This is a genomic window from Shinella sp. GW821-FHT10F02 (genome assembly GCF_058809275.1).
Genome location: NZ_JBXASL010000003.1, coordinates 426,690 through 453,457, shown reverse-complemented (window position 1 = coordinate 453,457; position 26,768 = coordinate 426,690). Strand labels below are relative to the sequence as shown.

The 26,768-nt window shown below is 64.5% G+C and carries 26 protein-coding genes; 11 read left to right on the top strand and 15 right to left on the bottom strand.

The features are described 5' to 3' along the window. Positions 1–96 precede the first annotated feature (96 nt). Positions 97–1,632 carry a sensor histidine kinase gene (locus tag AC1RWL_RS11975; RefSeq protein ID WP_256115582.1) on the top strand — a complete coding sequence of 512 codons (1,536 nt, stop codon included), beginning with the start codon at positions 97–99 and terminating at the stop codon, positions 1,630–1,632. A 2-nt stretch (positions 1,633–1,634) separates the two neighbouring features. Here the strand turns inward: AC1RWL_RS11975 and AC1RWL_RS11970 are convergent, their stop codons facing one another. Next, entirely contained in the window at positions 1,635–2,012 is a 378-nt protein-coding gene (locus AC1RWL_RS11970) for a diacylglycerol kinase (RefSeq protein ID WP_256115580.1), read from the bottom strand. 99 nt (positions 2,013–2,111) lie between these two features. Next, positions 2,112–3,128, bottom strand: coding sequence for a nicotinate-nucleotide--dimethylbenzimidazole phosphoribosyltransferase (cobT, locus tag AC1RWL_RS11965; protein WP_439627266.1), 1,017 nt, complete (start codon positions 3,126–3,128; stop codon positions 2,112–2,114). Positions 3,129–3,276: 148 nt separating this feature from the next. Between cobT and AC1RWL_RS11960 the strand changes: the two genes are divergently transcribed. Genes AC1RWL_RS11960 through AC1RWL_RS11950 form a run of 3 tightly spaced genes read left to right on the top strand, consistent with a single transcriptional unit; the run spans position 3,277 to position 5,058 of the window. After that, entirely contained in the window at positions 3,277–4,104 is an 828-nt protein-coding gene (locus tag AC1RWL_RS11960; protein ID WP_493158355.1) for an adenosylcobinamide-GDP ribazoletransferase, read from the top strand. 37 nt (positions 4,105–4,141) lie between these two features. Then, on the top strand, positions 4,142–4,363 hold the full coding sequence (locus AC1RWL_RS11955; RefSeq protein ID WP_256115577.1) for a DUF1289 domain-containing protein: 222 nt from the start codon (positions 4,142–4,144) through the stop codon (positions 4,361–4,363). Then, on the top strand, positions 4,360–5,058 hold the full coding sequence (locus tag AC1RWL_RS11950; RefSeq protein ID WP_256115575.1) for a retropepsin-like aspartic protease family protein: 699 nt from the start codon (positions 4,360–4,362) through the stop codon (positions 5,056–5,058). The genes AC1RWL_RS11955 and AC1RWL_RS11950 overlap by 4 nt, the downstream gene beginning before the upstream one ends. A 5-nt stretch (positions 5,059–5,063) precedes the next feature. Here the strand turns inward: AC1RWL_RS11950 and AC1RWL_RS11945 are convergent, their stop codons facing one another. The 3 genes from AC1RWL_RS11945 to AC1RWL_RS11935 are packed head-to-tail and all read right to left on the bottom strand — an operon-like array spanning position 5,064 to position 7,148. Continuing rightward, on the bottom strand, positions 5,064–5,447 hold the full coding sequence (locus AC1RWL_RS11945; protein ID WP_493094643.1) for an ACT domain-containing protein: 384 nt from the start codon (positions 5,445–5,447) through the stop codon (positions 5,064–5,066). 16 nt (positions 5,448–5,463) lie between these two features. Next, positions 5,464–6,225 carry an ABC transporter permease gene (locus AC1RWL_RS11940; RefSeq protein ID WP_435267068.1) on the bottom strand — a complete coding sequence of 254 codons (762 nt, stop codon included), beginning with the start codon at positions 6,223–6,225 and terminating at the stop codon, positions 5,464–5,466. Further along, positions 6,222–7,148 (bottom strand): ABC transporter ATP-binding protein, encoded by a 927-nt coding sequence (locus AC1RWL_RS11935; RefSeq protein WP_493094644.1) that lies wholly within the window; start codon positions 7,146–7,148, stop codon positions 6,222–6,224. Before AC1RWL_RS11935 ends, AC1RWL_RS11940 begins: the two co-directional genes overlap by 4 nt. 613 nt (positions 7,149–7,761) lie before the next feature. Between AC1RWL_RS11935 and AC1RWL_RS11930 the strand changes: the two genes are divergently transcribed. Further along, the gene (locus AC1RWL_RS11930; protein ID WP_493094645.1) at positions 7,762–8,151 is read left to right on the top strand and encodes a VOC family protein; all 390 of its coding nucleotides are present in this window, start codon (positions 7,762–7,764) and stop codon (positions 8,149–8,151) included. Here the strand turns inward: AC1RWL_RS11930 and AC1RWL_RS11925 are convergent. Next, complete coding sequence (locus AC1RWL_RS11925; RefSeq protein WP_493094946.1) at positions 8,110–9,333, bottom strand: extensin-like domain-containing protein; 1,224 nt, start codon at positions 9,331–9,333, stop codon at positions 8,110–8,112. The two genes, AC1RWL_RS11930 and AC1RWL_RS11925, sit on opposite strands and share 42 nt — an antisense overlap. A 277-nt stretch (positions 9,334–9,610) precedes the next feature. Further along, positions 9,611–11,431, bottom strand: a complete 1,821-nt coding sequence (locus tag AC1RWL_RS11920; protein ID WP_493094947.1) for a methyl-accepting chemotaxis protein — start codon at positions 11,429–11,431, stop codon at positions 9,611–9,613. Between the two features lie 202 nt (positions 11,432–11,633). Between AC1RWL_RS11920 and AC1RWL_RS11915 the strand changes: the two genes are divergently transcribed. Continuing rightward, positions 11,634–12,014 (top strand): acyl-CoA thioesterase, encoded by a 381-nt coding sequence (locus tag AC1RWL_RS11915; RefSeq protein WP_493094646.1) that lies wholly within the window; start codon positions 11,634–11,636, stop codon positions 12,012–12,014. A gap of 20 nt (positions 12,015–12,034) precedes the next feature. Then, a complete protein-coding gene (locus AC1RWL_RS11910; protein ID WP_492647088.1) occupies positions 12,035–12,625 on the top strand; it encodes a hypothetical protein in 591 nt (196 codons plus the stop codon). 1 nt (position 12,626) lies between these two features. Here AC1RWL_RS11910 and AC1RWL_RS11905 read toward each other — a convergent pair whose 3' ends face one another. The 3 genes from AC1RWL_RS11905 to AC1RWL_RS11895 form a co-directional block, all read right to left on the bottom strand. Further along, the gene (locus tag AC1RWL_RS11905; protein ID WP_493094647.1) at positions 12,627–13,799 is read right to left on the bottom strand and encodes a DUF1501 domain-containing protein; all 1,173 of its coding nucleotides are present in this window, start codon (positions 13,797–13,799) and stop codon (positions 12,627–12,629) included. A 10-nt stretch (positions 13,800–13,809) separates the two neighbouring features. Further along, positions 13,810–15,261 (bottom strand): DUF1800 domain-containing protein, encoded by a 1,452-nt coding sequence (locus AC1RWL_RS11900; RefSeq protein ID WP_493158353.1) that lies wholly within the window; start codon positions 15,259–15,261, stop codon positions 13,810–13,812. An 86-nt stretch (positions 15,262–15,347) separates the two neighbouring features. Next, positions 15,348–15,701, bottom strand: a complete 354-nt coding sequence (locus AC1RWL_RS11895) for a DMT family protein (RefSeq protein WP_256115563.1) — start codon at positions 15,699–15,701, stop codon at positions 15,348–15,350. A 266-nt stretch (positions 15,702–15,967) separates the two neighbouring features. On the opposite strand from AC1RWL_RS11895, the gene AC1RWL_RS11890 reads away from it, so the two are divergent. Beyond that, positions 15,968–17,965 carry a putative bifunctional diguanylate cyclase/phosphodiesterase gene (locus AC1RWL_RS11890; protein ID WP_492647085.1) on the top strand — a complete coding sequence of 666 codons (1,998 nt, stop codon included), beginning with the start codon at positions 15,968–15,970 and terminating at the stop codon, positions 17,963–17,965. Positions 17,966–17,972: 7 nt separating this feature from the next. Here the strand turns inward: AC1RWL_RS11890 and AC1RWL_RS11885 are convergent, their stop codons facing one another. Both AC1RWL_RS11885 and AC1RWL_RS11880 read right to left on the bottom strand, forming a co-directional pair. Then, on the bottom strand, positions 17,973–18,383 hold the full coding sequence (locus tag AC1RWL_RS11885; RefSeq protein WP_493094649.1) for a DUF6220 domain-containing protein: 411 nt from the start codon (positions 18,381–18,383) through the stop codon (positions 17,973–17,975). Between the two features lie 3 nt (positions 18,384–18,386). Further along, positions 18,387–18,974 (bottom strand): NAD(P)H-dependent oxidoreductase, encoded by a 588-nt coding sequence (locus AC1RWL_RS11880; protein ID WP_493094650.1) that lies wholly within the window; start codon positions 18,972–18,974, stop codon positions 18,387–18,389. 87 nt (positions 18,975–19,061) lie between these two features. Here AC1RWL_RS11880 and AC1RWL_RS11875 point away from each other — a divergent pair, with 87 nt between their 5' ends. Beyond that, a complete protein-coding gene (locus AC1RWL_RS11875; protein ID WP_493094651.1) occupies positions 19,062–19,967 on the top strand; it encodes a LysR family transcriptional regulator in 906 nt (301 codons plus the stop codon). Positions 19,968–19,976: 9 nt separating this feature from the next. On the opposite strand, the gene AC1RWL_RS11870 is transcribed toward AC1RWL_RS11875, so the two are convergent. After that, a complete protein-coding gene (locus tag AC1RWL_RS11870; RefSeq protein ID WP_256115557.1) occupies positions 19,977–20,753 on the bottom strand; it encodes a LytR/AlgR family response regulator transcription factor in 777 nt (258 codons plus the stop codon). Beyond that, positions 20,750–21,832: a sensor histidine kinase gene (locus AC1RWL_RS11865; protein ID WP_493094652.1), complete on the bottom strand. Its 1,083-nt coding sequence runs from the start codon at positions 21,830–21,832 to the stop codon at positions 20,750–20,752. The genes AC1RWL_RS11870 and AC1RWL_RS11865 overlap by 4 nt, the downstream gene beginning before the upstream one ends. Positions 21,833–22,036: 204 nt before the next feature. On the opposite strand from AC1RWL_RS11865, the gene AC1RWL_RS11860 reads away from it, so the two are divergent. Then, positions 22,037–22,669 (top strand): calcium-binding protein, encoded by a 633-nt coding sequence (locus tag AC1RWL_RS11860; protein ID WP_493094653.1) that lies wholly within the window; start codon positions 22,037–22,039, stop codon positions 22,667–22,669. A 51-nt stretch (positions 22,670–22,720) separates the two neighbouring features. Here AC1RWL_RS11860 and AC1RWL_RS11855 read toward each other — a convergent pair whose 3' ends face one another. After that, on the bottom strand, positions 22,721–23,665 hold the full coding sequence (locus AC1RWL_RS11855; protein ID WP_493094654.1) for a DUF3137 domain-containing protein: 945 nt from the start codon (positions 23,663–23,665) through the stop codon (positions 22,721–22,723). A 112-nt stretch (positions 23,666–23,777) separates the two neighbouring features. On the opposite strand from AC1RWL_RS11855, the gene uvrB reads away from it, so the two are divergent. After that, the gene (gene uvrB / locus AC1RWL_RS11850; RefSeq protein ID WP_493094655.1) at positions 23,778–26,765 is read left to right on the top strand and encodes an excinuclease ABC subunit UvrB; all 2,988 of its coding nucleotides are present in this window, start codon (positions 23,778–23,780) and stop codon (positions 26,763–26,765) included. Positions 26,766–26,768: the final 3 nt, after the last annotated feature.

The window sequence follows — 26,768 nt, the reverse complement described above, 5'->3', positions numbered from 1 at the left end:
AATGCCGGAATGGTTCGCAAATGGTTTATGCGCGGCAGCATCTTCTTAAGGATTCGACCCTAGAATTCAACGCTGTCCGTAACAGTTGCAAGTGTGATGAGTACCGGCGTCAGTACCTCGACCGACAAGATCATCGTCGACAAGTCGCGCAGCCACCGAAACAAGGCTGTCTCGCGGGCTGTCCGCACGACTCGCGAGCGGTTGCAGACGGCGACGGGGCTGGCGCCCGGCTTCGAGCGCGAAATGCTGCAACTCCACATCGCCTCGGCGGCACAGAGCGCGCTCGCCGTGCCCGTCGTCGTGGTGCTGATCGCGGCCGGCGGCATCTATCTCACGCAGGAAATCGGCCTGATCGCCTGGGCGATCCTGGCGCTCAGCGTGCATGCGCTCGGCATGATCGTGGCGCGCCGCGCCCGCAAGCAGGAAATCACCGCCGACAATACGCGCCGCTGGCAGCAGATCTTTCTCATTGCCCAGGTCTTCATGGGCCTCACCTGGGCCGCCTTCGCGTTGCAGACCTGCGGCCAGTGCTCGGGCGTCACCTTCGATTTCTACAAGGGTTCCTCCCTGCTCGTGGCGCTCGCCGTCACCGCCATCAGCACGCTGATGCTGCGCCATGCCGTGCTCTATGCCTTCCTGCCGACGGTCGGCGCGCTTTCGATTTCCGCCCTGCTGCGCCCGGATCCCGCAACGGTCGGCATGGCCGCGATCATCGCCGCCGCCATGATGTTCCTCGTCTTCATGACGCATCGCCTGCGCCATACGAGCGCGCAACTCCTCTCCTCGCAATCGGAAAAGGACGACCTGATCGCCGAGCTGGAAGTGGCGAAATCCATGTCCGACGAGGCCCGCCGCCGGGCGGAAGAGGCGAACCTCGCGAAATCCCGTTTCCTCGCATCCATGTCGCACGAGCTGCGCACGCCGCTCAACGCCATCCTCGGTTTCTCCGAGGTCATGTCCACGGAAGTGCTCGGGCCGCTCAACAACCCGGTCTACAAGGAATACACCTCCGATATCCACCGGTCCGGCCAGCATCTCCTTAACCTCATCAACGAGATCCTCGACCTGTCGCGCATCGAGGCCGGGAAATACGACCTGTCGGAGGATTCGGTGCACCTCGTCGACATTGCCGAGGATTGCATCGGCATGGTCCAGCTGCGCGCTCGCGCCAAGAACATCACCATTGCCGAGCAGGTCGAGGGCGACATGCCGGCGGTCTGGGCGGATGAGAAGGCGCTGCGCCAAGTCATCCTGAACCTTCTGTCCAATGCGGTGAAATTTACGCCCCAGGGCGGCGAAATCCTCGTCAAGGCCGGCTGGACGGCCGGCGGCGGGCAATATGTCTCGATCAAGGATAACGGCCCGGGCATTCCGGAAGAGGAAATCCCGGTCGTGCTTTCGGCCTTCGGCCAGGGCTCCATCGCCATCAAGAGCGCCGAACAGGGCACCGGCCTCGGCCTGCCGATCGTCCAGGCCATCCTTGCCAAGCACAATGGCGAGTTCATCCTGAAATCGAAGCTGCGCGAGGGCACCGAGGCGATCGCCATTCTGCCGGCAAAACGCGTGCTCCAGAGCCTGCCCGCCGTCACCGAGACGCAGGCCGTCGCCCCGCGCAAGAAGAGCTTTGCCTGAGTTCAGATGAACTTGGAGGCGACGACGTAGCCGGCGTAAACCGCATTCGAGATGATCAGGCAGAAGACGGCGAAGGAGCCGAGGTCCTTCGAATGTTTGCCCATCTCGGAAATTTCCGGCGAGACCCGGTCGACGATCTCCTCGATGGCGGTGTTGAGCGCCTCGAAGGCGACCATCAGCAGGAAGAGGATCGCCATTGCGACATATTGGAAGAAGGATGCACCGACGACGGTGAAGAGCACCATGGCGACGCCGAAAGCGATCAGCTCGTGGCGGAAGGCGGATTCGCTGAGCAGACGCCGCGCGCCATCGGCAGAATAGGTCGCAGCCGCGATGAGATGGCTGAAGCCCGTCTTTTTCTTGATTGGTGCCTGACCCATTCCAACATCCTGATTCTGCCGCGCCCATAAAGCATGCCCGTATGACGGGAATGCCCTGGGTCTCATTCATACCATTTGGGGCTTTTTGCCGACCGCGCTTTAGGAACGGTTACTGACGCCCGCCTGAACGAAAGTCGCCATGCCGGAATGGCAGGCCGCCGCCGCCTTGACGATGCCTGCGGCGAGCGCCGCGCCCGTGCCTTCGCCCAGCCGCATGCCGAGCGCCAGGAGCGGCGTCTTGCCGAGCTTCTCGATCGACTTCAGGTGGCCGGGCTCGGCCGAAACATGGCCGATCAGGCAATGATCGAGCGCCGAGGGATTGGCGGCGCGCAGGATGGCACCGGCGGCGGTCGCGACATAGCCGTCGAGGATGACCGGAATCTTCTGCATGCGCGCGGCAAGGATAGCGCCGGCCATCGCCGCGATTTCGCGGCCACCGAGGCGGCGCAGCACTTCGAGCGGATCGGACAGATGCGCGCGGTGCAGATCGACAGCCTTCTTGACGGCCGCAACCTTGCGCTTCAGCACCTCGCCTTCCGAACCCGTGCCGGGGCCGACCCATTCTTCCGCCGTGCCGCCGTAGAGCGCGAGGTTGATCGCCGCGGCGATCGTCGTGTTGCCGATGCCCATCTCGCCGATGCAGATGAGGTCCGTGCCGCCGGCAACCGCTTCCATGCCGAAGGCCATGGTGGCCGCGCAGTCGCGCTCGGAAAGCGCCGCCTCTTCGGTGATATCGGCGGTCGGGTAATCCAGCGCGAGGTCGAAAACCTTCAGGCCGAGGTCATAGGCGACGCAGATCTGGTTGATCGCCGCACCGCCGGCCGCAAAGTTTTCCACCATCTGCGCCGTCACCGAGGACGGATAGGGCGTGATGCCCTGCTTTGTGACGCCGTGATTGCCGGCGAAGATCGCGACGAGCGGGCGCGTCACGGCGGGCGGACGGCCGGTCCAGGCGGCGAGCCAGAAGGCGATTTCCTCCATGCGGCCGAGCGCGCCCGGCGGCTTGGTGAGCTGCTTGTCGCGTTCGCGCGCAGCCACGAGCGCTGCCGAATCGGGACCGGGCAGGTTGCGCAGCAAATCACGAAAATCATCGAACGGCAGGCCGCTGGCACTCATCTTGGGGAATTCCTTGCTTTGGGCTTTCGAAGGCGGGTTTGGTGGCGTCTGAAGCAATCAATTTTACGCAGTTCCGGCACGCAAAACGCTCACGCACTTTTGCTGGAACTGCTCTAATAGAGGCAGGGCGCGAATCCGACAACCGCATTTGCAGCGGCTTGCCTCGCCCTTTTGCCGGGAGGGGCTCTTCGACGTGGATATCCGGGATTTCATTGACGACACGGCTCGCTCGGTCGCCTTCCTGTCGCGCGTGCCGGTGCCGCAGCGCCATTTTGCCGGCCATGACGGGCGGCTGTCGCGCGCGGTGCGTGCCTTTCCCCTCGCCGGCCTGCTGGTGGTGCTGCCGTCCGCGGCACTCGCAGCCGTCCTTTCGGCAATCGACGCCCCGCCGCTCCTCCTCGCCTTCGCCACGCTGGCGCTCCAGGTGCTCGTCACCGGCGCGCTGCACGAGGACGGACTTTCCGACAGCGCCGACGGCATCGGCGGCGGGCGGGACCGGGAAAACGCGCTCGCCATCATGAAGGACAGCCGCGTCGGCTCCTATGGCGCCGTCGCCCTTGTGCTCTCCTTCGGGCTACGCGCCGCGGCGATTGCTGCCCTTGCCGCCGTGCTCACGCCCTCGGGCCTCGGCATGGTGCTGCTTGCCGTGGCCGCCGCCAGCCGCACTGCCATGGTCTGGCACTGGTCGCTTCTGCCGCCCGCGCGCCGCGACGGCGTCGCCGCATCTGTCGGCGAGCCGGACAAGGGTGCGACGACTATGGCGCTCGCCAGCGGCATCCTGCTCGCCGCCCTGCTGCTCCTGCCGCATGGCACGCTGCTCTCGCTCGTCCTTACCCTCATCGCCGCGGCCGCCGCCGTTTTGGTCTTCAACCGCATCGCGATGCGCAAGATCGGCGGGCATACGGGCGATACGATCGGCGCGACCGAGCAGCTCGCGGAAATGTCAGTGCTCTTCGCTCTTGCCCTCACGCTCTGACCCACCGATATAGGAGGGGCAAACACCCGGAGACGCGATGGAATCGCCCTGCATTCTCGTCTGTTCGATCGATATGGTGACCGGCTACTGTTTCGGCTGCGGCCGCACGCGTGACGAGATCGGCGCCTGGACGCTCTATAGCGCGGAGGAGCGGCGCGCCATCATGGCGGCGCTGCCGGCGCGGCTTGCCACCGTCGAACGCAAACCCCGGCGCGAAACGCGCCGCACCCGCATGGCCAGGGAGCGCGGCGACGCATGAGGTTCTATTTTCTTCTCGCCATCCTCGCCGTCGGCCTCGCCTTCCTGATTCTCAACCATGACAGCGGCCGCACGATGGGCATGGACAACAACGATTTCGGCCGTCTCGTCACGCTGTCGGCCATCGCCACGATGATGGCGGCGGGCATTCTGGCCGGCAGGCGGCAGATCGGCGAAAGCGTGCGCCAGGCCGGCATCTGGCTGCTGATCATCCTCATGCTCGTCGCCGGCTATCTCTACCGCTTCGACCTGCAGGACTTCGGCAATCGCCTGACCGCCGGCCTCATCCCCGGCCGCGCAATCCTGACGACGAGCGCCAGCGGCGAACAGATCATGGTGATCCACAAGGGCGTCTCCGGCCATTTCGAGGCCGACGTGTCGATCGACGGCACACCGCTGCGCATGCTGGTGGATACCGGCGCAAGCTCCGTCGTGCTCTCCTACGAGGATGCCATGCGCCTCGGCATCAATCCGGACAACCTGGTCTTCTCGATCGACGTCTCCACCGCCAACGGCCGCGCGCTCGCCGCCCCCGTGACGTTGCGCGAAGTCGCGATCGGCCCGATCCTGCGCGGCACCATCCGCGGTATGGTCACCGAACAGGGCCGCCTCGACCAGAGCCTGCTCGGCATGAGTTTCCTGGAAACGCTGGGCTCGATCGAGATCGCGCGCGACGAGCTGCGGCTGAAGGACTGAAGGGCTTAAAGCAGCGTGTGGCCGGCGGCCGTCAGCAGATCGCGCGCCTTCTCAAGATCGGCTGACTTCACCAGCAGATGATCCCCGTCGAAGGTGGAGACGACGAAAATCCCGATCCCGTTCTCGGAAAGCGGCCCGATCACGGAGAGCACGATTCCGGTCTCGTCGAAGGCGAACGGCCCCACGAGTTTGAAGCAGGACCAGTCGCCGTCCCGGCGCACATCGTGCGGCACGCGCTCCTCGCGGCAGACGATGGAAAGCTCGTCATCCGTCCGGCTGATGCTGACGAAGCCGGCGCCATCCGCCCAGGCCGGAATGGCATCGGACGCGTCAAGCCGTGCCACACTATAGGCGCCGTCCAGGCCCTTGAGTTTTACGCGTGCAGCCATGGCAACAGGACCCTTCTCAGTTCTTAAGCTTGTAGCCCGTCTTGAAGATCCACGCCGTGATCCCGAGGCAGACGACGAGGAAGCCGAGCACCGTGACGAGGCTGACGACCGGGTTCACGTCGGCGATCTCGTAAAAGCTCCATCGGAAACCGGAGACGAGGTAGAGAACGGGGTTGAAGTGGCTAACCGTCTGCCAGAAGGGCGGCAGCATGTCGATCGAGTAGAAGCTGCCGCCGAGGAAGACGAGCGGCGGCACAATGAGCATCGGGAACAGGTTCAACTGCTCGAAATCCTTCGCCCAGATGCCGATCATGAAACCGAACAGGCTGAAGCTGACGGCGGTCAGTACGAAGAACAGGATCATCATCAGCGGATGCTTGATGGAGATGTCGACGAAGAGCGAGGCGGTGATGAGGATGATCGTGCCGACGATCAGCCCCTTGGTCGCCGCCGCCCCGACATAGCCGATGACGATCTCGATCATCGAGACGGGCGCGGAGAGGATTTCGTAGATCGTGCCGGTGAATTTGGGGAAATAGATGCCGAAGGAACCGTTGCCGATACACTGGTTCAAGAGCGTCAGCATGATGAGGCCAGGCGCGATGAAGGCGCCGTAGGGCACGCCCTCCACCTCCTGCATGCGCGAGCCGATCGCGGCGCCGAAGACGATGAAATAGAGCGAGGTGGTGATGACGGGCGACACGACGCTTTGCAGCAGCGTGCGGCGCGTGCGCGCCATCTCGAAGGCATAGATGGATTTGATCGCCTCGAAGTTCATTTGCTTGCCCCCACCAGTTCCACGAAAATGTCTTCCAGCGAACTCTGCTCGGTGGAGATGTCCTTGACCCGGAGGCCGGCCTGCGACAGCGCGGAGAGCAGCGAGGAAATGCCCGTGCGCTCGCCGGATGTGTTGAATTCATAGGTAAGCCGCGTGCCCGCCTCGCCGAGCGTCAGCCCGAAGGGCGAAAGCGTGTCGGGAATGGCACCGACCGGCTCGCCAAGCTCCACGGTGAGCTGCTTGCGCCCGAGCTTCGCCATCAGCGCCTTCTTGTCCTCGACCAGCAGGATTTCCCCGTGGTTGATGACGCCGATGCGGTCGGCGATCTCTTCGGCCTCCTCGATATAGTGCGTCGTCAGGATGATGGTGACGCCGGCCGCGCGCAGCTTTTCCACGAGCAGCCACATGTCCTTGCGGAGATTCACGTCGACGCCCGCCGTCGGTTCGTCGAGGAACAGCACCTTCGGCTCGTAGGACAGCGCCTTGGCGATCAGCACGCGCCGCCGCATGCCGCCCGAAAGGTGGCGCAGCATCGTGTCCTTCTTGTCGAAGAGCGAGAGGTCGCGCAGGATGCGCTCGATCAGCGCCGGGTCCGGCGCACAGCCGTGCAGGCCGCGCGAGAAGGCGACGGTGTTCCACACCGTCTCGAAGGCGTCGAGCGTCAGCTCCTGCGGAACGAGGCCGATGATCGAGCGGGTCTGACGGTAGTCGCGCAGGATGTCGTGGCCGGCAACAGTGACGCTGCCGCCGCTCGGCGTGACGATGCCGCAGATGATCGAGATCATCGTCGTCTTGCCGGCGCCGTTCGGCCCGAGCAGCGCGAGGATCTCGCCCTCCTCGATATCGAGATCGACGCCTTTCAGCGCCTTGAACCCCGATGCGTAGCTCTTGGTGAGATTGCGAATGGAAACGATGGGCGCCATGAGATGGTCCGGAATGGAGGAAATTCATGCGGAAGGACACCCTATATGGCGTGTCCCTTGCCAAGTTTCACCCGTGCAGCGCAAAAAATTCGCTCAGCCATCGATGCTGACGAGTAAGCTCGGCAAGCAGTGCCAGCGCGAACGGGACAGGATCGGCAATGGGCGGCATGGCGGGCTCCGAGGGAGACCACCGTGGGGCGGCAGCAGGCGAAAATTTCGCTTGGGACGGGTGCCCAATTGTCATCAAACCGTGACCCATTTCAACCATCGTCTGCGCGAGGCCGACGGGGACGATCCTGCACCCCGCTCACCCCAACGTCCCCACTGCCCCTGGCAGCGGCCTTGCTCCCGGACCCTGAGGGAGCCCCATCGGCGGTCCCCATCCGCCCGCTTCCCCCGCGGAAGCCCCGCATGCATCCTCGCCGACGCACCGGCGCGGGTGATGGAATGTGACGTTCCAGGCAGGCGCCCTCCAAGCGTGCTGCCGCCCCTTTTCGACCGGCGCCCCGCCGGTCTTTTTTTGTCCGCTCGTCATCGAAAAGCGTTCTTCGGGAACTTGTCCGCGCCGCACCCATTTCGTCCCGCAGGAGCAACCACTTCGGGAGATGAGACGATGACGTTGCGCAAGGTCTATGCCCATCTGAGCTGTTCGGATCTCGACCAAAGCATCCGCTGGTTCTCCGCCATCTTCAACCGCGGACCGGATGCCCGTCCCATGGAGGGGCTCGCCGAGTGGCACCATCAGGATACGGCCGGTTTCCAACTCTTCCAGAATGCCAAGGATGCCGGTCACGGCACCCTCACCCTGATCGTGGGCGAGTTGGAGGCAGAACGGGAGCGGCTGGCCGGCGCCGGCCTCTCACCGGGCGATGTGGAGGCCGCCAGCTACGTCAAGCTGATCCGATTGCGAGACCCCGACAAGAACCTCGTCGTGCTTGCCCAGGAGACCGCGCAGCCGGAATCAGAGACTGCAATGCCGGTAGCCGGATTTGCGGGCCCGTAGGTCGAAGTGGAAATGGTCCTTGTGGTAGCGGTCGCTGCCCGGGCCGAGCACGGTGGAGAAATACTTGCAGCTATCGCTGCGAACCGATTTCAGCAGCCCTTTCTCGCGGAAGGCGAAGAAGCCCTTCTTCTCGATGGCGATCGCCTTGCCGTTCTTCAGCACGATCTTGCCGACGTCGATGGCGTTGCCTTTGGAATGTTCCGACATGGCGGCACCGCGCTGCGAATTCATGGTGCGGCAGGAATAGGACGACATCTGGTGGATGGCCGCGACGCCCGAAAGGTAGCGCGTGCGCGACGACGGGACGAGCTCCTGCTTCACCCAGCGCGCAAAGGCCTCGGTGATCTGGCAATTGACGTTCGCCGCCGGCTTGATCTGGATGCCGCCGGAAAGGCCCGACAGTTCGACCGGCCATGCGATGCCGCAGGAACGCCCCTTCGAAATCCGCGGCACGTCACGAAACTTCACGCCGAGTTTCTGCAGCCGCTGCCGGCAGGCCTTTTCCGAGGCCGGCATGCCGCCCATGGTTTCGGGTATCTGCATCGGATTGTTGAGCCGCGGCAGGAAGGCGACCTGCTGCTCTTCCTCTGCCGCTGGCATGCGGCGCGTCGAGCCCTTGGCCGGCACGCGCACATAATCGCCGCTCTCTGCCGGCGTTCCGAGCTCCATACCCGCTTCCGACATCGGCAGCGTCTCCGGCTCGCCGAGCTGCTGCGGCGTGTCCGTGCCGATGCCGTCAACGACGACCTGCGTGGCATTGCCCTCCGCGATCTCGTTGGCCTGCGCTTCCGCCAGCCCCTCGACGCGCTGGACGCCGAGCCCCTCGTCCATGTTGACGCCGCCTTCGGGAACCGTCAGCACACCCGAGGAGGCCTGGACGGGCTCGTTGATGCCCATGGCCTCATCGCTGTCGATCATCGGCAGGCGCTTCTTCTCGGCGACCGGTTCGGGCATGACCGTATCGGCCGCGCCAAAATCGTCGGCCGGATAGGAAGAGACGTCGTTGCCGGTATCGCCCATTTCCCGGGCCGGGCGCCGGTTGCCATTGTCCGCCGGCATGATCGCGCTGACACCGGCACCGTCGATATCGTCGGGCGGGGTCAGGCCGCCCGAACAGGCGGCGAGCATGGCCGGGATGAGGAGCAGGCCAAGTGTTCTGCGAAGACGAGCTACAAACGCAATACCCATTGTCACTTCCGCCTGGCAGCCGCCTCGCCCTATCGCGAAGTCCCGGTTGCGCACACCTTTGTCCGGTGATGGTGCAGGCCGCTTTTGTCCGCATTCCGGACGACGGGGCCTCAAACCGGACGCGCAGGCCGATCCGCCTGCATTTCCAGCCAATTTTGTCGCAACAGGGTAAAGGAACCGTTGTCAACCGACCCGCGACATTAACGGGTGCAACGAAAAACCCCGGCGCTTGTGGCGCCGGGGCAAGGTCGTCCGGAGATCGTCTTTTGCTTTATGCAGCGCGGCGCCTGTGGTCTGCCGCTCCGGCCGGGTTCAGCCGGAAGTTTCCGAGCAGCGTCTTCAGCTGCTCGCTTTCCTGGGTCAGCGTCTGGCCGGCGGCGTTGGTTTCCTCCACCATCGCGGCGTTCTGCTGGGTCATCTGGTCCATCTGGTTGACCGCGGTGTTGACCTCGGCAAGGCCGGTGGCCTGCTCGCGGGCGGCGGTCGCAATCGACGTCACCTGGTCGTTCACCTTGTTGACGAGCACCTCGATCTCGGTCAGCGCATCGCCCGTCGAGCGCACCAGCGCCACGCCGGTGCCGACTTCCGTGGCCGAGTTGCTGATGAGGCCTTTGATCTCCTTCGCCGCATTGGCCGAACGCTGGGCAAGTTCACGCACTTCCTGCGCCACGACTGCAAAACCGCGACCCGCCTCACCCGCACGCGCGGCCTCGACGCCGGCGTTCAGCGCCAGCAGGTTGGTCTGGAAGGCAATCTCGTCGATCACGCCGATGATCTGGCTGATACGGCTGGAGGCGTCCTCGATACGGCTCATCGCGGCGACGGCGTCGCGCACGATCGTGCCGGAGCGGCCGGTCGACTGCTTGGTCTCGGCCACCATGCGGCTGGCTTCCGCTGCACGTTCGGAGGCATTGCGCACCGTCGCGGTAATCTCGTCGAGCGCCGCTGCGGTTTCCTCCAACGAGGCCGCCTGCTGTTCCGTGCGGTGCGAAAGGTTGTTGGCCGCCTCCGCAATGCCGCCGGCGCTGCCGTGCACGATCTCGGTGGAATGCGCGATGGCATTGATGACGCTGGACAGCGCATCGACGGCGCGGTTGAAGTCGTCGCGCAGTTTCGCATATTCCGGTGCGATCGCGCCGATGGAGACAGTCAGGTCGCCATTGGCAAGGCGTTCCAGCGCACCGCCGACGACATGCATGGCATCCGCCTGGCTCTGGCTCACTTGGCGCTGGCGGCGCTCGCCCTCGCTGCGCTCCTCGTCGAGGCGAACCTGCTGCTCGCCCTCGCGGACCCGAAGCTGTGCGCGCTCGGCCACCGACTGGCGCAGCACCGAAACCACCTTCGCCATCTCGCCGATCTCGTCCTTGCGGTCGGTTTCCGGCACCTCGCCGGACACATCCTCGTCGGCAATCGCCTGCATCGACGCCTGGAGGCGGCGCACGGGGTTCGTCACGCTCTTCACGATGCCATAGGCCGCAAGCATGATGACGATGCCGCCGATGCCGAGGATCATCGCCGTCTCGATCGCGTTGCGGCGGAACATGGCGGCGAGGTCGTCTGCATAGACGCCCGTGCCGACGATCCAGCCCCAGGGCGCAAAGCCTGCGACATGCGAATATTTCAGCACAGGCTCCTCGAAGCCCGGCTTCGGCCAGTAATAGTCGACGAAATCCTGGCCGGTCGGGCTCGACTTCACGGCCTTCACGAATTCGGTGAAGATGTGCTTGCCGGTCGGGTCGGCCATGCCGGTCTGGTCGGTGCCGTCGAGTGCCGGCTTGATCGGATGCATGACGATCACGGCATTCATGTCGTTGATCCAGAAGTAGCCGCTGTCCTCGTAGCGAAGCGCGCGCACGGCGTCCTTCGCCCGGGTCTGGGCCTCTTCGCGCGTCAGCTTGCCGGCCGTCTCAAGCTCGTGGTAGTGCTTGAACAGCGTCAGCATGCTCTGGTCCATCGCCGCAAGTTTCGACTTGCGCTCCACGACCATCGCATCCTGATAGTGATAAAGGCTGTAGACGAGCGCCGCCGCGAAGATGGTCAAGGCAAGACCGACAAGCAATGAAAGACGCGTGGATATTCTGAAATTCTTCACCGGGCTCTCCTCGACATTCCAGGGCGCAATGCTCCTCATACCGAAACTCCGGGAAACCCTTTAAAATCATCTAAAATTGCAATCATCAATTCTTAGAGTCTGAGCATACTCGAAAATGCGCTTTCCCCGCTCCGACGCGACGCGCGTCCCTCTTTCTCCCTCGCGCGCATTCCGCTAGACCGGAGGAAAGTGGAGACGACCGATGACCCTGACGCCGAACGGACAGCTCACCCTTCGCACGCTCGCCATGCCGGGCGACGCCAATGCCGCGGGCGATATTTTCGGCGGCTGGGTCATGGCACAGATGGATTTGGCATCCGGCATCCGCGCCGCCGAGCGCGCGCAGGGCCGCGTCGTCACGGCCGCCGTCAAGGAAATGGCCTTCGACCTGCCGGTGAAGATCGGCGACACGCTCAGCATCTACACGCATATCGCCCGCGTCGGCCGCACCTCCATCACGCTGTCGGTGGAAGCCTGGGCACAGCGCTACCTCACCACGACGCTGGAAAAGGTGACGGGCGCCACCTTCGTCATGGTCGCGCTCGACAAGGACGGCCACCCGACCCCCGTTCCCATCGAATAAACGCCGCCCGGAGGCTGAGCATGGAGCACACGACCCCGGATCCCGCCATCTTCAGCCATGTGCGCGTCGTCATCGGCATGGTGGTCAGCCTCAGCCTCGCCCGCGTGCTGACGGGCGTCGCCCTCTTCATCCAGCATCCCGGCAAGATGAAGGTCTACCCCGTCCACCTCGCCTGGGCCGGCTTCCTGCTGATCTTCCTCCTGCATTTCTGGTGGTGGGAATTCCGCCTGCAGGCGCTGACGACGATCGGCTTCGGCGTCTATCTCTTCCTGATCAGCTATTGCTGCCTGTTCTTCATGCTCGCCGTACTGCTCTTCCCGACGACACTCGACGACTACGCCGGCTACGAGGACTATTTCTATTCCCGCCGCAAATGGTTCTTCGGCGTGCTGGCCCTGGTCTTCGCCGTCGACCTGCTCGATACGGCCTTGAAGGGCGAAGCCTATTTCGGGTCCTTCGGCTACGAATACCCGATCCGCAACATCACCTTCATTGCCCTCTGCCTCATCGCCGCCGGCACGCGCAACCGCACCTTCCACACAACCTTCGTTAGCCTCGGCATCATCTATCAACTAAGCTGGATCTTTCGCGCGTTCGATGTGCTGGAATGAGCTATCCGCGCAAGTAGGCCGCGGATTTGTCGAACGACAGGCCCGGAAAAACCGCGCTTTCCAGGTCGCGGGTGGACACGCCGAACTGCTGGCGCAGCATGGCGGCTGCGAGCTGGCGAAGATCCACGGTCGGCTTGAGGTCGCGGCCGTCCAGCAGGTCGCCATCGGAGAGCGACGGCCAGTTGCGATAGATCTTGCCACCCGCAACCGCACCGCCGGCAAGAATGGCAACGCCGCCCGTGCCATGGTCCGTGCCTTCAGAGCCGTTTTCGCGCGCCGTCCGCCCGAATTCGGTGATCGCGAGGATCGCCGTCCTGCGCCAGATCGCCGGAGACAGGTTCGCCTTCAGCGTCGTGATTGCGGTGGCGAGGTCCGTGACGGGCCGCTTGAAGGTCCGTGCCTGGCTCAGATGCGTGTCCCATCCGTTGATGGAGAAACTTGCAATGCGGTGGTCGGCCGACAGCATGCCCGCAGTCAGCTTCGCAACCGACCGGATGCCCGCGTTTCGCTTCTTGTCCGTGCCGTGGATCGTGTCCGACAGCATGTCCGTCGCCGCCGCCTCCCGCATTGCGGCCGCGAAGGCCGGATCGTTGCGATAAAGCCGCACGAAGAAGGCCTGCTCGTCCTCGGCCAGCGCCAGATCAGCGCGCGTCGACCAGACATCGACGGGGTTCGTGCCCGAAAGGATGAGCTCGGCAGTCGTGGTGATGTCGATTGCCTTGCGGTCGGCAGCCCGCGGGATGCTGGCAATGGCGCGGTTGAGCCAGCCCGTGCGCTCGTCCTTCACCGCGGCCCCGCCGCTTTCCAGCATGTCCTGCCCGTCGAAATGGCTGCGGCCGGCACGGTAGGGCGTCGAGGTCGCATGCACGAAGCCGAGTTCGCCGGCTGTCCAAAGCGGCATCAGGTCCCTCGCAAGCGGATGCAGGCCGAAGAAGCCATCGAGATCGATGAGGCCGTCCTCCGGTGTCAGCGCCAGCTTGGGCCGCAAAAGCGGCAGCGCCGGGTCGCCATAGGGCTGCACCAGCGCCAGCCCGTCCATCGCACCGCGCAATACGATGGTCACCAGCCGGTTTTCGCCCGGCATGGCGGCAAAACTGACGGGCGTCACGAGCGGCGATGCGGCGAGGCAGCAGGCGCCTGAGAGGAAAGTACGGCGGTTGATGTCGCTCGTCATCGCGTTCCTCCTAACGCCGGTTAAATTCAGGAGAGGCCAGCACCATTGCCAACCCCACCGCGCGGTTCGGCGCGCGCGAAACAGTCTCGATCGTGTCCGCCCGCGCCGCATCCGCCATCGTCGTTTCCAGCAGCATACGCGGATCGTCGCTGCCGCCGAAACGCGCGACAAGCCGGCGCGCCCAGGCGATGCGCTCGGTGAGCTGGCTTCCAGTGACCCAGGCCGAAAGGTTTTCCTCCCAGCCTGCCGGGCTCGGCGCCGACCAGATCGGCTGGCCGAGCCGGTCGATGATGCCAACAGAGAGCGGATTGGCCCCAAGCGCCGGCTTGCCCGCCGCAGTCATCATCGCAACATCCTGCAATGCCGCTACGTCGGTCGCAGGCCGCACCCCCGCCTTCTTCGCCCCCTCGCCCGGATCAAGCGCCTCCGCCGGCACGTTCATTGCCCGAAGCGCGGCAACGACGAAATCGAACGGCTGCCGGGCTTTCCGGCCCTCCTCTTCGAAACTCAGCGGATGCTCCAGCATCGCCCGGTAGACGTCGACCAGTTGCCCGCCGCTTCTGCCCCAGGCCTTCACCATCGCGTCCACCACCGGCTGCGGCGGATCATCGGCGATGAAATGCACGACGAGCTTGCGACAGATATGCTGGCGCGTCTCCTTGCGGTCGGCGAGATCGTCAAGCAGGGCGTAGACGTGCTCGATCTGCCGCGCCCGCCCGCCATAATTCTTCCCAAGCACTCGGTAGGTGCCGGGTTCGGCCGAGCGCGTGCGATAGACCGTCTCGTAGACCGGATTGCGGAACCAGAGCCCGGTCAACACGAAGGCCGTCGAGCGCACGTCCTTCTGGCTGTAGCCGCTCCCCGCCCCCATCGTGTGCAGTTCGATGAGTTCGCGCGCCAGGTTCTCGTTGAGCCCCCGCCCCGACTTCAGGCCAACCGGCGAATTGGGCCCGATGGAACGCGTCTGGTCGAGATAGGCAAGCATGGCCGGATGCAGTACCGCAGCCTTCAGCAGGTCCGAAAAAGATCCGCCGAGATTCGGCCTTATAGCCTCCGCCTCGTGCAGGCCTGCGAGAATGCGCATGGCACCGCCCTTGCGCGCATCGATCGCGAAATGATCGCACCAGAATGCCGCCAGCCGCTCGAAAAAACTGTTCGGCGAAAAGACCGCCTGGCGAACCTTCAAGTGCTGGTCGCGCCGGAAGGCGTTGGCCATGACGATGTTGTAGGGATTGACGCTTTGCTCGCCGACCATCACGAGCATGTTGGCATCGCGCGCCGCATTATAGGCTTGCTGAACCTCGCGAAAGGCGGAAAAGCGCGCCCGGCGCCCGGCAATGCCCTCGAAGGGGAAAAGACAGGTCTCGCGGGTTCCGCGCTCGACCTGCCGGATCAGCGTCTCGACGCTCTCCGGCGGCGTCTCGCCCGGCCGCCGGCCGTAACCGAAACGTATGGCGGCCATGGTAGAGAAAGATGTCGTCACGCGAACCTCATCTTATCCGTCTTCCATGCTTGCGCCCGATTGCGACCGTTTTGGGAACGTCTGCTCTATCCCTTGAACACGAAAGCCGCCCCCGCGGCGATCAGCACGAAGCCGATGGCGTGGTTCCAGGTGAGGCTTTCCTTCAGCCAGAACACCGAGAAGCCGGCGAAGACGATCAGCGTAATCACCTCCTGCATCGTCTTCAATTGCGCGGCGGAATAGACTGCGGAGCCGAAGCGGTTTGCCGGCACCGCCAGGCAATATTCAAAGAAGGCGATGCCCCAGCTTGCCAGAATCGCGATGAACAGCGGCGAGGATTTGAACTTCAGGTGGCCGTACCAGGCGAAGGTCATGAAGACGTTGGAGAGGCAAAGCAGCACGATCGGCCAGACGGCCGCGGGGGTGAGGCTGAAGGGCATCGACGAATCCTGAAACCGAGAGCATTTCCAGCCGAAGCGACATTGCTTCGGCGTTGGATAATGCGGCCAAACAAAAATCTAGAACATTTCCGGTGAATCAAAGTTCACCGGACATGGTCTAGGGCGATCTGCGACCGGCATAACCGAGCCGCCGCCGCCGTCAAGTCCGCGCCGTCATGGATTCTCGCGATCCCCTGTTAAGACAATCTTATGCCCACCACCACACCATCCGCTCGGACGGCACAGTTTTAAAACCGGGAACCCAAATGACGGATGCGACCCGGTTGATGCCGGTGGATGAACCGACTAGACGCCAGATCATGTCCGCACAGGCCCTGTCCGTGCTGGACAGCATCGTGCTGTCGCTCTCCGCCAACAGTTTTCTCGCCGCAACGACGGCGGCCGTGCTCTGGCTCGACGGGCCAAGTGTCGAAATCCTGTTGTGGCTCGCCGCCGTGCTGGCGATCAACCTGGCGCGTTATGTCGGCGTGCGCATCGTCAAGCGGCTGAACTGCGCGGTCGAACGGCCGCAGCGGGCGCTGAAGGTATTGTCGCTCGGAGCGCTCGGCGGCGGCATCGCCTGGAGCCTGCCGCCCTTCATCGGCGCCGTGCATGGGGCGAACGGCCTCAACCCCTATCTCATCTTCATCATCGGCGGCATCTGCGCGGGATCGCTGATGCAGAGCACCGCCTATTCCCGCACGGCGCTGTTCTTCGCCGGCCCGCCGCTCGCCTCCGCCTTCATATCGCTGCTCGTCTCCGGCACGACGGAGGCGCTCGTCATCGCCGCCGATGCGCTGCTGCTCGCCGTCATGATGGTGCGCGCCAGCCAGCTCAGCGAAGCGGGCTTCATCCGCAGCCAGATCGACCGGCTGAAGGCCGTTGCGCTCGCCTCGTCGCTCTCCGATGCCAATGCCGAAATCCGCCAGTCCTACCATCAGCTCGCCTCGCTCGCGAACCGCGACCCGCTGACTGGGCTGGGCAACCGCGCGCTCTTCAACCAGCGCCTGCGTGACCTGCTCGACAGCGGCGTGCCTTCGGGCACGCTCGCCCTGCTTGCCATCGACCTCGACCGCTTCAAGGCGATCAACGACACGATGGGCCACGGTGCGGGCGACGCCGTGCTCGTCGAGATCGCTGGCCGGCTGACCGGGCTCACTGGCCCCACCGACACGGTCGTGCGCCTCGGCGGCGACGAATTCGCCGTCATCATCGAGGGGGAAGAGGCGGAAATGCGCGGCCGGGAGATCGGAGAAGGCATCGTGCGGCTGGCCGGCGATCCCATCCATATCGACGACCGGCCCGTAACCGTCGGCGCCAGTGCGGGCCTGGCGCTCCATCCGCAGCACGGCGAAACGGCCGACCACCTTTTCGCCAGCGCCGATATCGCGCTCTACGCCGCCAAGGAAGGCGGACGCCGCCGGCTCGGCCTGTTCAATCCGGAGCTGAAGGCCCGCATCGAGCGGCAGCGCCTGATCGAGGCGACGCTGACCGAGGCGATCGACACGCGGCAATTGATGGTGGTCTTCCAGCCGCAGGTGGAGCTTGCCACCGGCCGCGTCACTGGTTTCGAGGCACTGCTGCGCTGGGCGCATCCCGAGCTTGGCCCCGTCAGCCCGCCGGATATCGTGCGCGCCGCCCATGCGCTGCATATTTCATCGGCACTGACCGGCTATGTCGCGACGCGTGCCGCCGAGCTGCTGCGCACCCTGCCCCGCCTCGGCCTGCCGGAAGCGGCCGTGGCAGTGAACGTGTCGCCGCGCGAATTTTCCGGCGACACGCTGTCGCGCCTGCTGATCGCCATCGCCAGCGAGCACGAGGTCTCTCCCGCGCTTATGGAGATCGAGATCACCGAAGAAGCGACGCTCGACACGCAGGCGGCTGGCGCGGAGCTCGCCCGGCTAGAGGCGGCCGGTTTCCGCCTCGCGGTCGACGATTTCGGCATGGGCCATTCCTCGCTCGCCTATCTCGTCAGCCTGCATATCGACCGGCTGAAGATCGACCGCAGCTTCGTCAAGGGCATCGCCACCAGCCGTGAGAACCAGGCGCTGATCGCCGCGCTCATCGGCATCGGCCGGGCGCTTTCCATCGATATCGTGGTGGAAGGCGTGGAGGAGGAAGAGGAAGCCGAGGTGCTGCGCATGCTCGGCTGCCGCCATGCCCAGGGCTACCATTTCGCCCGCCCCATGCCGGCGGCGGAAATTCCGCGCTGGCTGGATCAGCATGCCGTGCGCTTCGGCCGCAGCACGGCCGGCGCGCCGTAAGGTTTCATCACGCCGACCGCGCCCGCTTGCGCTCGACCTTCGCCACGAGGACGAGCGAGGCGACGAGCATCAGGCCGCCATTGAAGGGATGCAGCGCCTGCAACAGGCCGGAGCCAAAATTCTGGCCGCTGACGATCAGGACGACCTGGAGGACATAAAGCACCACCAGCAGCCCCGTCCACCAGCGCAAGGCCCGCGCCGGGCGTGCAAGCCATTCCGTCAAAGCCATCGCGGCAATCGGCAGGAAGAGGGCAAGGCCAAGCCCGCCGTGCCACGCCCAGAACAGGCCATCCTGGAAGAGCGCCAGCCCTGCCAGCAGATATTGCAGGAGAATACCGACCGGCACGGCGCGTGCAGCCTGTAAAAACCAGACCGGCACAACGGGCCGCGGCACCGCCGCAGAAACGATCGTCGTCATGACTCACCCCCACGCTTCCACGAGATAACGGCGGGGATCCTCCTGCGGCTCGCTCGCTTTACGCCATTCTTCGAGCAGGGCCATGTATTGCAGCCCGGCCCTGCGCAGCGACAGGTCGTCGAGCTTGTCCGCCCGGTAGGTGAGGTGCGGCGGCTGCCACGGCAGGCCGCAGCGGTGTGCGGTCGCCTCCAGCGGGCGCAGCAATTCGGCCATGGTGAACCTGTTGGCGCCGGCCGGAGCATAGGCTTCCGGCACATTGCCGGCCGTCGCGACCACGAGCAGCGGCTTGCCTTCCATGAGGCGGCCCTCGGTCTCGTAGGCCATGTAAAACATGCGGGTCAGCACGACATCCTGCCAGGCCTTCAGCAGCGGTGGCGTGGAGTACCACTGGATCGGGAACTGGAAGACGATGCGGTCGGCCGAAAGCAGCCGGGCCACTTCCTGGTCAGTGTCGATCTCGCCATCCGGATAGAGCGAATAGAGGTCGATGACCTCGACTTCCGGCAGGCGCAGGGCGGCGCCGGCGAGCGCGGCATTGGCGCGCGAACGGCCGAGATCGGGGTGGAAAAGAAGGATCAATGTCTTGCTCATCATGGCATCTCCGTGTTGACGCCCACAGAATGCCGAGAACAAAGAAATCACTCCAATGGATGATTTGTATATGATATTATCTGTGGCATGAATTTAAGATCGATCGACCTCAACCTTCTCGTCGTGCTCGACGCCCTGCTGGACGAGGCGCATGTTTCACGCGCCGCCGCCAAGCTGAACCTCTCGCAGCCGGCGACCTCCAGCGCGCTGGAGCGCTGCCGCCACCTCTTCGGCGATCCCCTGCTGGAGCGCGGCAAGGGCGGCATGCGGCTGACGCCGAAGGCGGAGGCGCTGCGCGATCCGTTGAAAAACCTGCTCGTCGGCATCGCCGCCGTCGTCGATGCGCCGGAAGAGCCGCTGCGCGAGATCCGGCAATGCGTGCGCGTCGTCACAGCGGATCATCCCGGCATCCTTATTACCGGCCCGCTGCATCGCGCACTCTCCCGCTCCGCCCCCGGCATCGATATCGTCATCCAGCCCTGGCACGGCGCGCCGGCGGCGCTCGAATCGCTGGCGCGCGGCGCGAGCGACATCGCCGTCTCGGTCTTCCCGAGCCTGGACGAAGCCGCCTTTCACTGCGAAACGCTGCTCGACGAAGACTATGTCGTGGCCATGCGCAACGACCATCCGGCCGCCGTCGGCTTCTCGCTCGATCGCTGGCTCGACTATCCGCACATCATCGTCTCCGGCCGCGGCGAGACGCGCAGCGGGCTCGACGACCAGCTCGCCGCGCTTGGAAAATTCCGCCGCGTCGGCATCGTCGTCCCCAGCTTCCTGATGGTGCCGCCGCTGCTGGAAGAGAGCGAGCTCATCGTCATGATGCCGCGCCATTGCCTGCCGCCGGATGCCGCAAGCCGCTTCCACATCGTGGAGCCGCCCATTCCCGTGCCGGGCTTTCCGCTGCACCTCGCCTGGCATCGCCGCGGGGACAAGGATCGCGCCGTGCAGCACGTCGCCGATCATCTGCGCGCTATTCTCACCAGCGCCATCTGAGCCGCGGCCTCATTCCTGGATCAGGCCGTCGCGCACCACGCGCAGATAGGTGCGGCCGACCTTGACCTCGCTTTCATCGCGCAGCACGACATGCAGCACGCCGAGCGGCCCGCGCTTCACCCGCGTCACCTGGTCCCGTCGCACGATCGCGCTGCGACTCACCCGCAAAAAGTCCTCGGCCGGCAGGCGCCGCTCCAGCCCGGCGAGGCTCTCATTGTAGAGAAACGTGCCCTGCTCGGCATGCAGCTGCACATAGTCGCCATCCGCCTGGAACCGCGTCACCTTTTCCGCCGGAATGCGGATCGTCTCGCGCCGTGACTTCACCCAGAACTGCGTCGGTCGGGCGGATTGCTCGCGCAGCGCCTTGCGAAGCGCCGCCACGGTCTCGCGCAGCTCCTCCACCGTGTCCCGGTTCTCGCGCGCCGCGATTGCCGCCTGCGCGCGGCCGAGCGCCTGGCGCAGGCGCTCCGGCGTCACCGGCTTGGTCAGGTAGTCCACCGCATTGCATTCGAAGGCACGGATGGCGTGGTGGTCGAAGGCGGTGACGAAGATCGGCAGCGGCGTCTGCGGTGCCATCTGCTCCAGCACGTCGAAGCCGCTGCCGCCGGGCATCTGGATGTCGAGCAGCAGCACATCCGGCGAAAGCGCCGCGATCTGCGCAATCGCCTGCGGCACGTCGCCCGCCTCACCGGCATGGATCACGCCGTCGATGGTTGCAAGCATACGGGCCATGCGACGGCGCGCGATGGGTTCGTCATCGATGATAAGAACGGAAATTTCGGTCATGCGGTCCTGAAAGGCATTGTCAACGTGACGCGGAAGCGGCCGTCGTCGGTGCGGCCATAATCCAGGCCGCTGACGCCCGGAAAGCGCCGCGACAGCCGCTCTCCGACATTCTTCAAGCCGATGCCGAAGCTCTCGTTGCCCGGCAGCGGATCGCCGCCCGCCATGTCGTTCTCGACGTCGAGCCGCAGCCGGCCCGCCTCCGCCCTGGCGCGGATGACGATCGCCACGCTGCCCGTCTTGCGGCCGGCACCATGCTTGACGGCATTTTCCACCAGCGGCTGGAGAATGAGGCTCGGCACCAGCACCTCGCGCAGCGCCTCCGGCACGTCGATCTCCACCCGCATGCGATCGGAAAAGCGCCGCCGCTCGATGGCGAGATAGCCGGCCTGCAACGCGATCTCCTCCTCCAGCAGCAGGTCCTGCAGCGGATCAAGCGCCAGCGTCGTGCGCAGATAGGCCGACAGCGACAGCACCATGTCCCGCGCATCGTCGCGCTCGCCCTCCTCGATCAGCCCGGCCATGGAATTCAGCGTGTTGAACAGGAAATGCGGGTTGAGCTGGTAGCGCAGCGCCCGCATCTGCGCCGCCATCGCCTCCTCCCGCATTTGCGCCAGCCGCCGCTCGCGATCGCGCAGCTCGAAACTGTAGGAAAGCGCGAGGAACAGGCAGCTCCAGCCGAAATAGACCGATGTTCCGTACACGAGATTATAGGCGTTGGCCGTGGTATCCCAAATCGCAGGCTCCGGATAAACGCAAAAAACATAGATCGCATGGTCGATGAGGCAGTAGAGCACGCCGCCGACAAGCGACAGCACGAAGCAGAGCACAGTCTTCATCGGCAAAGACAATGTCTTGAGCCGGATCAACAGGGCTGTCAGCAGGACCGCCACGATCGCGGCGCCGGATAGCAGGAAAACCTTGCCGCGCGCCGAGTCGATCGGGTCCGTGCCCGCCAGTCCCCACAGAAGGCTGGAACTCAGGAAGACGACAACAAGGTAAAGCCCGCCGAACCGCACGGCCGCCCGTTGCAGGTCCGAATCGGCACGCTCAATGTAGGGAAGGATCGGCGCGATGGTCATCCCATCGATAATCCGTTTTACGCTTGAGGTTGTCGAGTGCCGTTCGGCGACGAAAAACGGCGGTTCGTCGAAAGAGCAGCAGTTCGCCTGCCCCTAAAGCCGCTTCATCGCGCCCATGCTTCACAGATCACGACACGCGCGACCATTGATGTGAACCGGCTGGTCGCAGGACCGCCGTCTATTTCATGATACCGGAGACATTCTATGGCTACGTTAAAAGGCGACAACAAGAACAACTTTCTCCTCGCAGATCCGCTGAACAGCGACTCCGTCTACAAGATCTATGGCTACGGCGGAAACGACCAGATCTTCGGTAACGATCGCGCGCACAACATTATCGACGGCGGTACCGGCAACGACGAAATCTACGGCGGCGGCTTCAAGAACACCATCAACGGCGGCAAGGGTAACGACAAGATCAATGGTGGCGACGGTCGTGATGTGATCACCGGTGGTGCTGGCGCCGACAAGATGTGGGGCGGCGGAAGCGGTGACCGTTTCGTCTTCAAGAGCGCAGCCGAGATCGGCCGGTCCGAAGGACGCCGCGATGTGATCGAGCAGTTCAAGGCAGACAGCTTCGACGGCCGCGACAAGATCGACTTCTCCGCGATCGACGCCATCGCCGGCACGAAGAAGAACGACGCCTTCACCTGGGTCGCCAAGGAAGGCGCCGCCTTCAGCGGCAAGAAAGGCGAACTGACGTGGACGGAAACTGAACTCAGCAACGGCCACTACACGAAGCTCGTCATGGGCGACATCAACGGTGACAAGAAAGCCGACTTCATCCTGGAAGTCGAAGCATTCGGCAATCTCTACAAGGGCGACTTCATCCTCTAACCATCCTCCCAGGACGGACTCGAAGCGCCGGCCCTGCCGGCGTTTCGTTTGCTACCCGATCTTGCGCACCAGCTGCGCCGTCGCCAGCAACAGCACGAGATCGCGGATCATCGGCCTGATATGCCGCTCGAAGTCGATGGTCGTGTCCACGGACGGCAATTCGAAAAAGTCCTTCTTCGTCGGCACCAGCAGGTAACATTGCCTCTGGTTGAGGGCGATGCGCACCACGTCGTCCCGCCATTCGCTGGCGAGATAATCCAGCGCCTTGGCGAGCGTGCCCTGCACGAGGGGCGTGGCGGCCTCGGGCCGGTCGGTGCGGAATTCGTGCGAAGCGTCCACCTCCGGATTGCCGCTCGTGACGAGCGCGAGCGCGGTGCCGCCGAACAGGTTTCGCATGAAGCGGTGCACCGCGTTCGGCTTGCGCGCCGCCAGCAGCAGGCCGGGAAAGGCATCCTCGCGCTCGAAGTGGAAGATCACGCCCTTGAACGTCGTCTCGCGGCTTTTCCCGCTGCCGGTACTCAGCTCCGTTTCCGAGAGCGTGAAGGCGAGCCCGTCATGTTTTCCCGCGATCATGTCGCCGTGTTCGCTGCGGCTGCGCCTGACGAAATCCTTGTCCGGCATGCCGGAGAGGAAATGCGGCGTCGCGCCGTGCACATACTGCACCTGGTCGACGAAGCCGAAGACGATCGGCAGCATGCGGTCGCGCAGGTTCTGCTGGAACTCCCGGGCCGGCGCGAGGGCGAAGCGCCAGACGAAGCCACCCGCCACGAACAGCAGGCCGAGCACGATGCCCACGACATCCGACTCGATCTCCGTCACGGCCAGATAGCTGGCAAAGCCCGCGAACACCAGAAAGCCGCCGAAAATCAGCACCACGCGGATATACATGTGATGGGTCACCCCGCCCCGCGAGGCATTGTAGGCCGCCACCGCAGCGTGCAGGTCCTCCAGCGCCGCTTCCCTCGGCATCAGTGCCCCTTCATCCACCCTGTCCATGATCGCCCCCCGCCAACCTTGGAAGATAACGCACGGGGATGGCTGCAAATTCGTTTCCCTTTTGTACTCATGCCCTCTTTTCTTTCCGGATGACTCTCTCCATATTCCCCGCATGGCCAGATCACCGAAGAAACCCTCGCCCTCGAACCCCGGTTTCGAGGAAGCCCCGCAATCGCCTTTCGAGGGAGAACCCCTTTCGGGCAGCGTCTCCGATTGGGTGAAGCAGCTCGAAGCCGAGGCGGAAGCCGCGAGCATCGAGAGCCGGCGCGAGGTCGCCTCCAAGGCCGGCAAACACCGCAAGACCGTGGAGAACGCCGCGCGCCGCCACACGGAAAACGTGACTGTCTCCAAAACCTCCCGCGGCGTGTCGATCGGCGGCTCGTCCGATCCGAAGACGCGCGCCGCCGCCGGCCTCAACCCGGTCTCCGGCATGGACACCTCGCTGGAGGACGCTGTCTCTTCCAACGCCGGCACGGCCGTTACCGCGACGGTGGAAGCGCTCTCGGCGCTCATCGAGAGCGGCAACCCGCTGTTCAAGGACGGCAAGCTGTGGACGCCGCACCGCCCGGCCCGGCCGGAAAAGTCTGAGGGCGGCATCCCCATTCGCATGATCAGCGAATACCAGCCCGCCGGCGACCAGCCGACCGCCATCCGCGACCTCGTCGAAGGCCTCGATTCCGGCGAGCGCAGCCAGGTGCTGCTCGGCGTCACCGGCTCCGGCAAAACCTTCACCATGGCCAAGGTGATCGAGGCGACGCAGCGCCCCGCCGTCATCCTCGCGCCGAACAAGACGCTGGCCGCGCAGCTCTATTCCGAATTCAAGAACTTCTTCCCGGAAAACGCGGTCGAATATTTCGTCTCCTACTACGATTATTACCAGCCGGAAGCCTATGTGCCGCGCTCGGATACGTTCATCGAGAAGGAATCCTCGATCAACGAGCAGATCGACCGCATGCGCCACTCGGCCACCCGCTCGCTGATCGAGCGCGACGACTGCATCATCGTCGCCTCCGTCTCCTGCATCTACGGTATCGGCTCGGTCGAGACCTATACGGCGATGACCTTCCAGATGCAGGTCGGCGACCGGCTGGACCAGCGCCAGCTCCTCGCCGACCTTGTCGCCCAGCAATACAAGCGCCGCGAGATGGATTTTCAGCGCGGCAGTTTTCGCGTGCGCGGGGATACGATCGAGATCTTCCCCGCCCACCTTGAAGATGCCGCCTGGCGCATCTCGATGTTCGGCGACGAGATCGACGCGATCACCGAGTTCGACCCGCTGACCGGCCAGAAGACCGGCGACCTGAAGTCGGTGAAGATCTACGCCAATTCGCACTACGTCACCCCCCGCCCGACGCTGAACGGCGCCATCAAGGCGATCAAGGAGGAGCTGAAGCACCGCCTCGTCGAGCTGGAAAAGGCCGGCCGCCTGCTGGAAGCGCAGCGCCTCGAACAGCGCACGCGCTATGATATCGAGATGCTGGAGGCCACCGGCTCCTGCGCCGGCATCGAGAACTATTCGCGCTATCTCACGGGCCGCAAGCCCGGCGAGCCGCCGCCGACGCTCTTCGAATATATCCCGGACAACGCGCTGATCTTCATCGACGAAAGCCACGTCACCATCCCGCAGATCGGCGGCATGTATCGCGGCGACTTTCGACGCAAGGCGACGCTGGCCGAATACGGCTTCCGCCTGCCCTCCTGCATGGACAACCGCCCGCTGCGCTTCGAGGAATGGGACGCCATGCGCCCCGACACGATCGCCGTGTCCGCCACGCCGGGCGGATGGGAAATGGACCAGTCCGGCGGCGTCTTCGCCGAACAGGTCATCCGCCCGACCGGCCTCATCGACCCGCCGGTCGAGGTGCGTCCGGCGAAAAGCCAGGTGGACGACGTGCTGGGCGAAATCCGCGAGACCAGCCAGGCCGGTTACCGCACGCTCGTCACCGTGCTCACCAAGCGCATGGCGGAGGACCTGACCGAATACCTGCACGAACAGGGTGTTCGCGTGCGCTATATGCACTCGGATATCGACACGCTGGAGCGCATCGAGATCATCCGCGATCTTCGTCTGGGTGCTTTCGACGTGCTGGTCGGCATCAACCTGCTGCGTGAAGGCCTCGACATTCCGGAATGCGGCTTCGTCGCCATCCTCGACGCCGACAAGGAAGGCTTTTTGCGCTCCGAAACCTCCCTCGTCCAGACCATCGGCCGTGCGGCGCGTAACGTCGACGGCAAGGTCATCCTCTATGCCGACCAGATCACCGGCTCCATGCAGCGCGCCATGGAGGAGACGACCCGGCGCCGCGAAAAGCAGGTCGCCTACAACGAGGCTCATGGCATCACCCCGGAATCGGTGAAAGCAAAGATCTCCGACATCCTCGACTCGGTCTACGAGCGCGACCACGTCCGCGCCGACATTTCCGGCGTTTCCGGCAAGGGTTTTGCGGATGGCGGCAACCTCGTCGGCAACAACCTTCAGACCCATCTCAACGCGCTGGAAAAAGCCATGCGCGACGCCGCCGCCGATCTCGACTTCGAAAAGGCCGCGCGCCTGCGCGACGAGATCAAGCGCCTCAAGGCCGCCGAACTGGCCGTCATGGACGACCCGATGGCACGCGAAGAGGCGAAGGCCCAGGAAAAAGGCGGGGCAAAAACCCCATCATCCTCGGCCGCCACGCGCGCATCCAAGACCAAGGACGCCGCCGCCGGCAGCCTCTTCCAAAAACCCTCGCTCGACGACATGGGCCCGGGCACCGACACCGAACGCCCGCTCTTCCGCAAGCCCGAGCTGAATGAAATGGGCCGCGACATCGCCGAACCCGCCGGAAAATCGCTGTTCCGCAAGAACAGCCTCGACGAAATGACCGTCGGCCGCACCGAAAAACCCATCGCCGGCAGCACCCCCGCCCGCCCGGACGAAACCCTCGCCAGCAAGAAGCGCACCGGCCCCTTGCTGGAAGGCCAACCGGAACGCGTCAGCAGTGCGGAGGATGCCAAGCCCGTTCGCCGCGGGAAGATCGGCGCCGGAAGTTATGAGGATCCGGGTGAGGAGAAGCGCAAGGGGCGTACCAAGGGTAAAACGGGTCGGCCTGGACGGTGAAAA

What these genes read in the sequence shown, in the direction of transcription:
- AC1RWL_RS11950 (WP_256115575.1), top strand. Translation starts at nt 4,360, where the DNA reads ATGAGGTTCTATTTTCTTCTCGCCATCCTCGCCGTCGGCCTCGCCTTC.
- AC1RWL_RS11970 (WP_256115580.1), bottom strand. Translation starts at nt 2,012, where the DNA reads ATGGGTCAGGCACCAATCAAGAAAAAGACGGGCTTCAGCCATCTCATC.
- cobT (WP_439627266.1), bottom strand. Translation starts at nt 3,128, where the DNA reads ATGAGTGCCAGCGGCCTGCCGTTCGATGATTTTCGTGATTTGCTGCGC.
- AC1RWL_RS11935 (WP_493094644.1), bottom strand. Translation starts at nt 7,148, where the DNA reads ATGGCGCCCATCGTTTCCATTCGCAATCTCACCAAGAGCTACGCATCG.
- uvrB (WP_493094655.1), top strand. Translation starts at nt 23,778, where the DNA reads ATGGCCAGATCACCGAAGAAACCCTCGCCCTCGAACCCCGGTTTCGAG.
- AC1RWL_RS11975 (WP_256115582.1), top strand. Translation starts at nt 97, where the DNA reads ATGAGTACCGGCGTCAGTACCTCGACCGACAAGATCATCGTCGACAAG.
- AC1RWL_RS11940 (WP_435267068.1), bottom strand. Translation starts at nt 6,225, where the DNA reads ATGAACTTCGAGGCGATCAAATCCATCTATGCCTTCGAGATGGCGCGC.
- AC1RWL_RS11915 (WP_493094646.1), top strand. Translation starts at nt 11,634, where the DNA reads ATGACCCTGACGCCGAACGGACAGCTCACCCTTCGCACGCTCGCCATG.
- AC1RWL_RS11860 (WP_493094653.1), top strand. Translation starts at nt 22,037, where the DNA reads ATGGCTACGTTAAAAGGCGACAACAAGAACAACTTTCTCCTCGCAGAT.
- AC1RWL_RS11880 (WP_493094650.1), bottom strand. Translation starts at nt 18,974, where the DNA reads ATGAGCAAGACATTGATCCTTCTTTTCCACCCCGATCTCGGCCGTTCG.
- AC1RWL_RS11945 (WP_493094643.1), bottom strand. Translation starts at nt 5,447, where the DNA reads ATGGCTGCACGCGTAAAACTCAAGGGCCTGGACGGCGCCTATAGTGTG.
- AC1RWL_RS11900 (WP_493158353.1), bottom strand. Translation starts at nt 15,261, where the DNA reads ATGGCCGCCATACGTTTCGGTTACGGCCGGCGGCCGGGCGAGACGCCG.
- AC1RWL_RS11875 (WP_493094651.1), top strand. Translation starts at nt 19,062, where the DNA reads ATGAATTTAAGATCGATCGACCTCAACCTTCTCGTCGTGCTCGACGCC.
- AC1RWL_RS11885 (WP_493094649.1), bottom strand. Translation starts at nt 18,383, where the DNA reads ATGACGACGATCGTTTCTGCGGCGGTGCCGCGGCCCGTTGTGCCGGTC.
- AC1RWL_RS11930 (WP_493094645.1), top strand. Translation starts at nt 7,762, where the DNA reads ATGACGTTGCGCAAGGTCTATGCCCATCTGAGCTGTTCGGATCTCGAC.
- AC1RWL_RS11865 (WP_493094652.1), bottom strand. Translation starts at nt 21,832, where the DNA reads ATGACCATCGCGCCGATCCTTCCCTACATTGAGCGTGCCGATTCGGAC.
- AC1RWL_RS11895 (WP_256115563.1), bottom strand. Translation starts at nt 15,701, where the DNA reads ATGCCCTTCAGCCTCACCCCCGCGGCCGTCTGGCCGATCGTGCTGCTT.
- AC1RWL_RS11890 (WP_492647085.1), top strand. Translation starts at nt 15,968, where the DNA reads ATGACGGATGCGACCCGGTTGATGCCGGTGGATGAACCGACTAGACGC.
- AC1RWL_RS11905 (WP_493094647.1), bottom strand. Translation starts at nt 13,799, where the DNA reads ATGACGAGCGACATCAACCGCCGTACTTTCCTCTCAGGCGCCTGCTGC.
- AC1RWL_RS11870 (WP_256115557.1), bottom strand. Translation starts at nt 20,753, where the DNA reads ATGACCGAAATTTCCGTTCTTATCATCGATGACGAACCCATCGCGCGC.
- AC1RWL_RS11955 (WP_256115577.1), top strand. Translation starts at nt 4,142, where the DNA reads ATGGAATCGCCCTGCATTCTCGTCTGTTCGATCGATATGGTGACCGGC.
- AC1RWL_RS11855 (WP_493094654.1), bottom strand. Translation starts at nt 23,665, where the DNA reads ATGGACAGGGTGGATGAAGGGGCACTGATGCCGAGGGAAGCGGCGCTG.
- AC1RWL_RS11910 (WP_492647088.1), top strand. Translation starts at nt 12,035, where the DNA reads ATGGAGCACACGACCCCGGATCCCGCCATCTTCAGCCATGTGCGCGTC.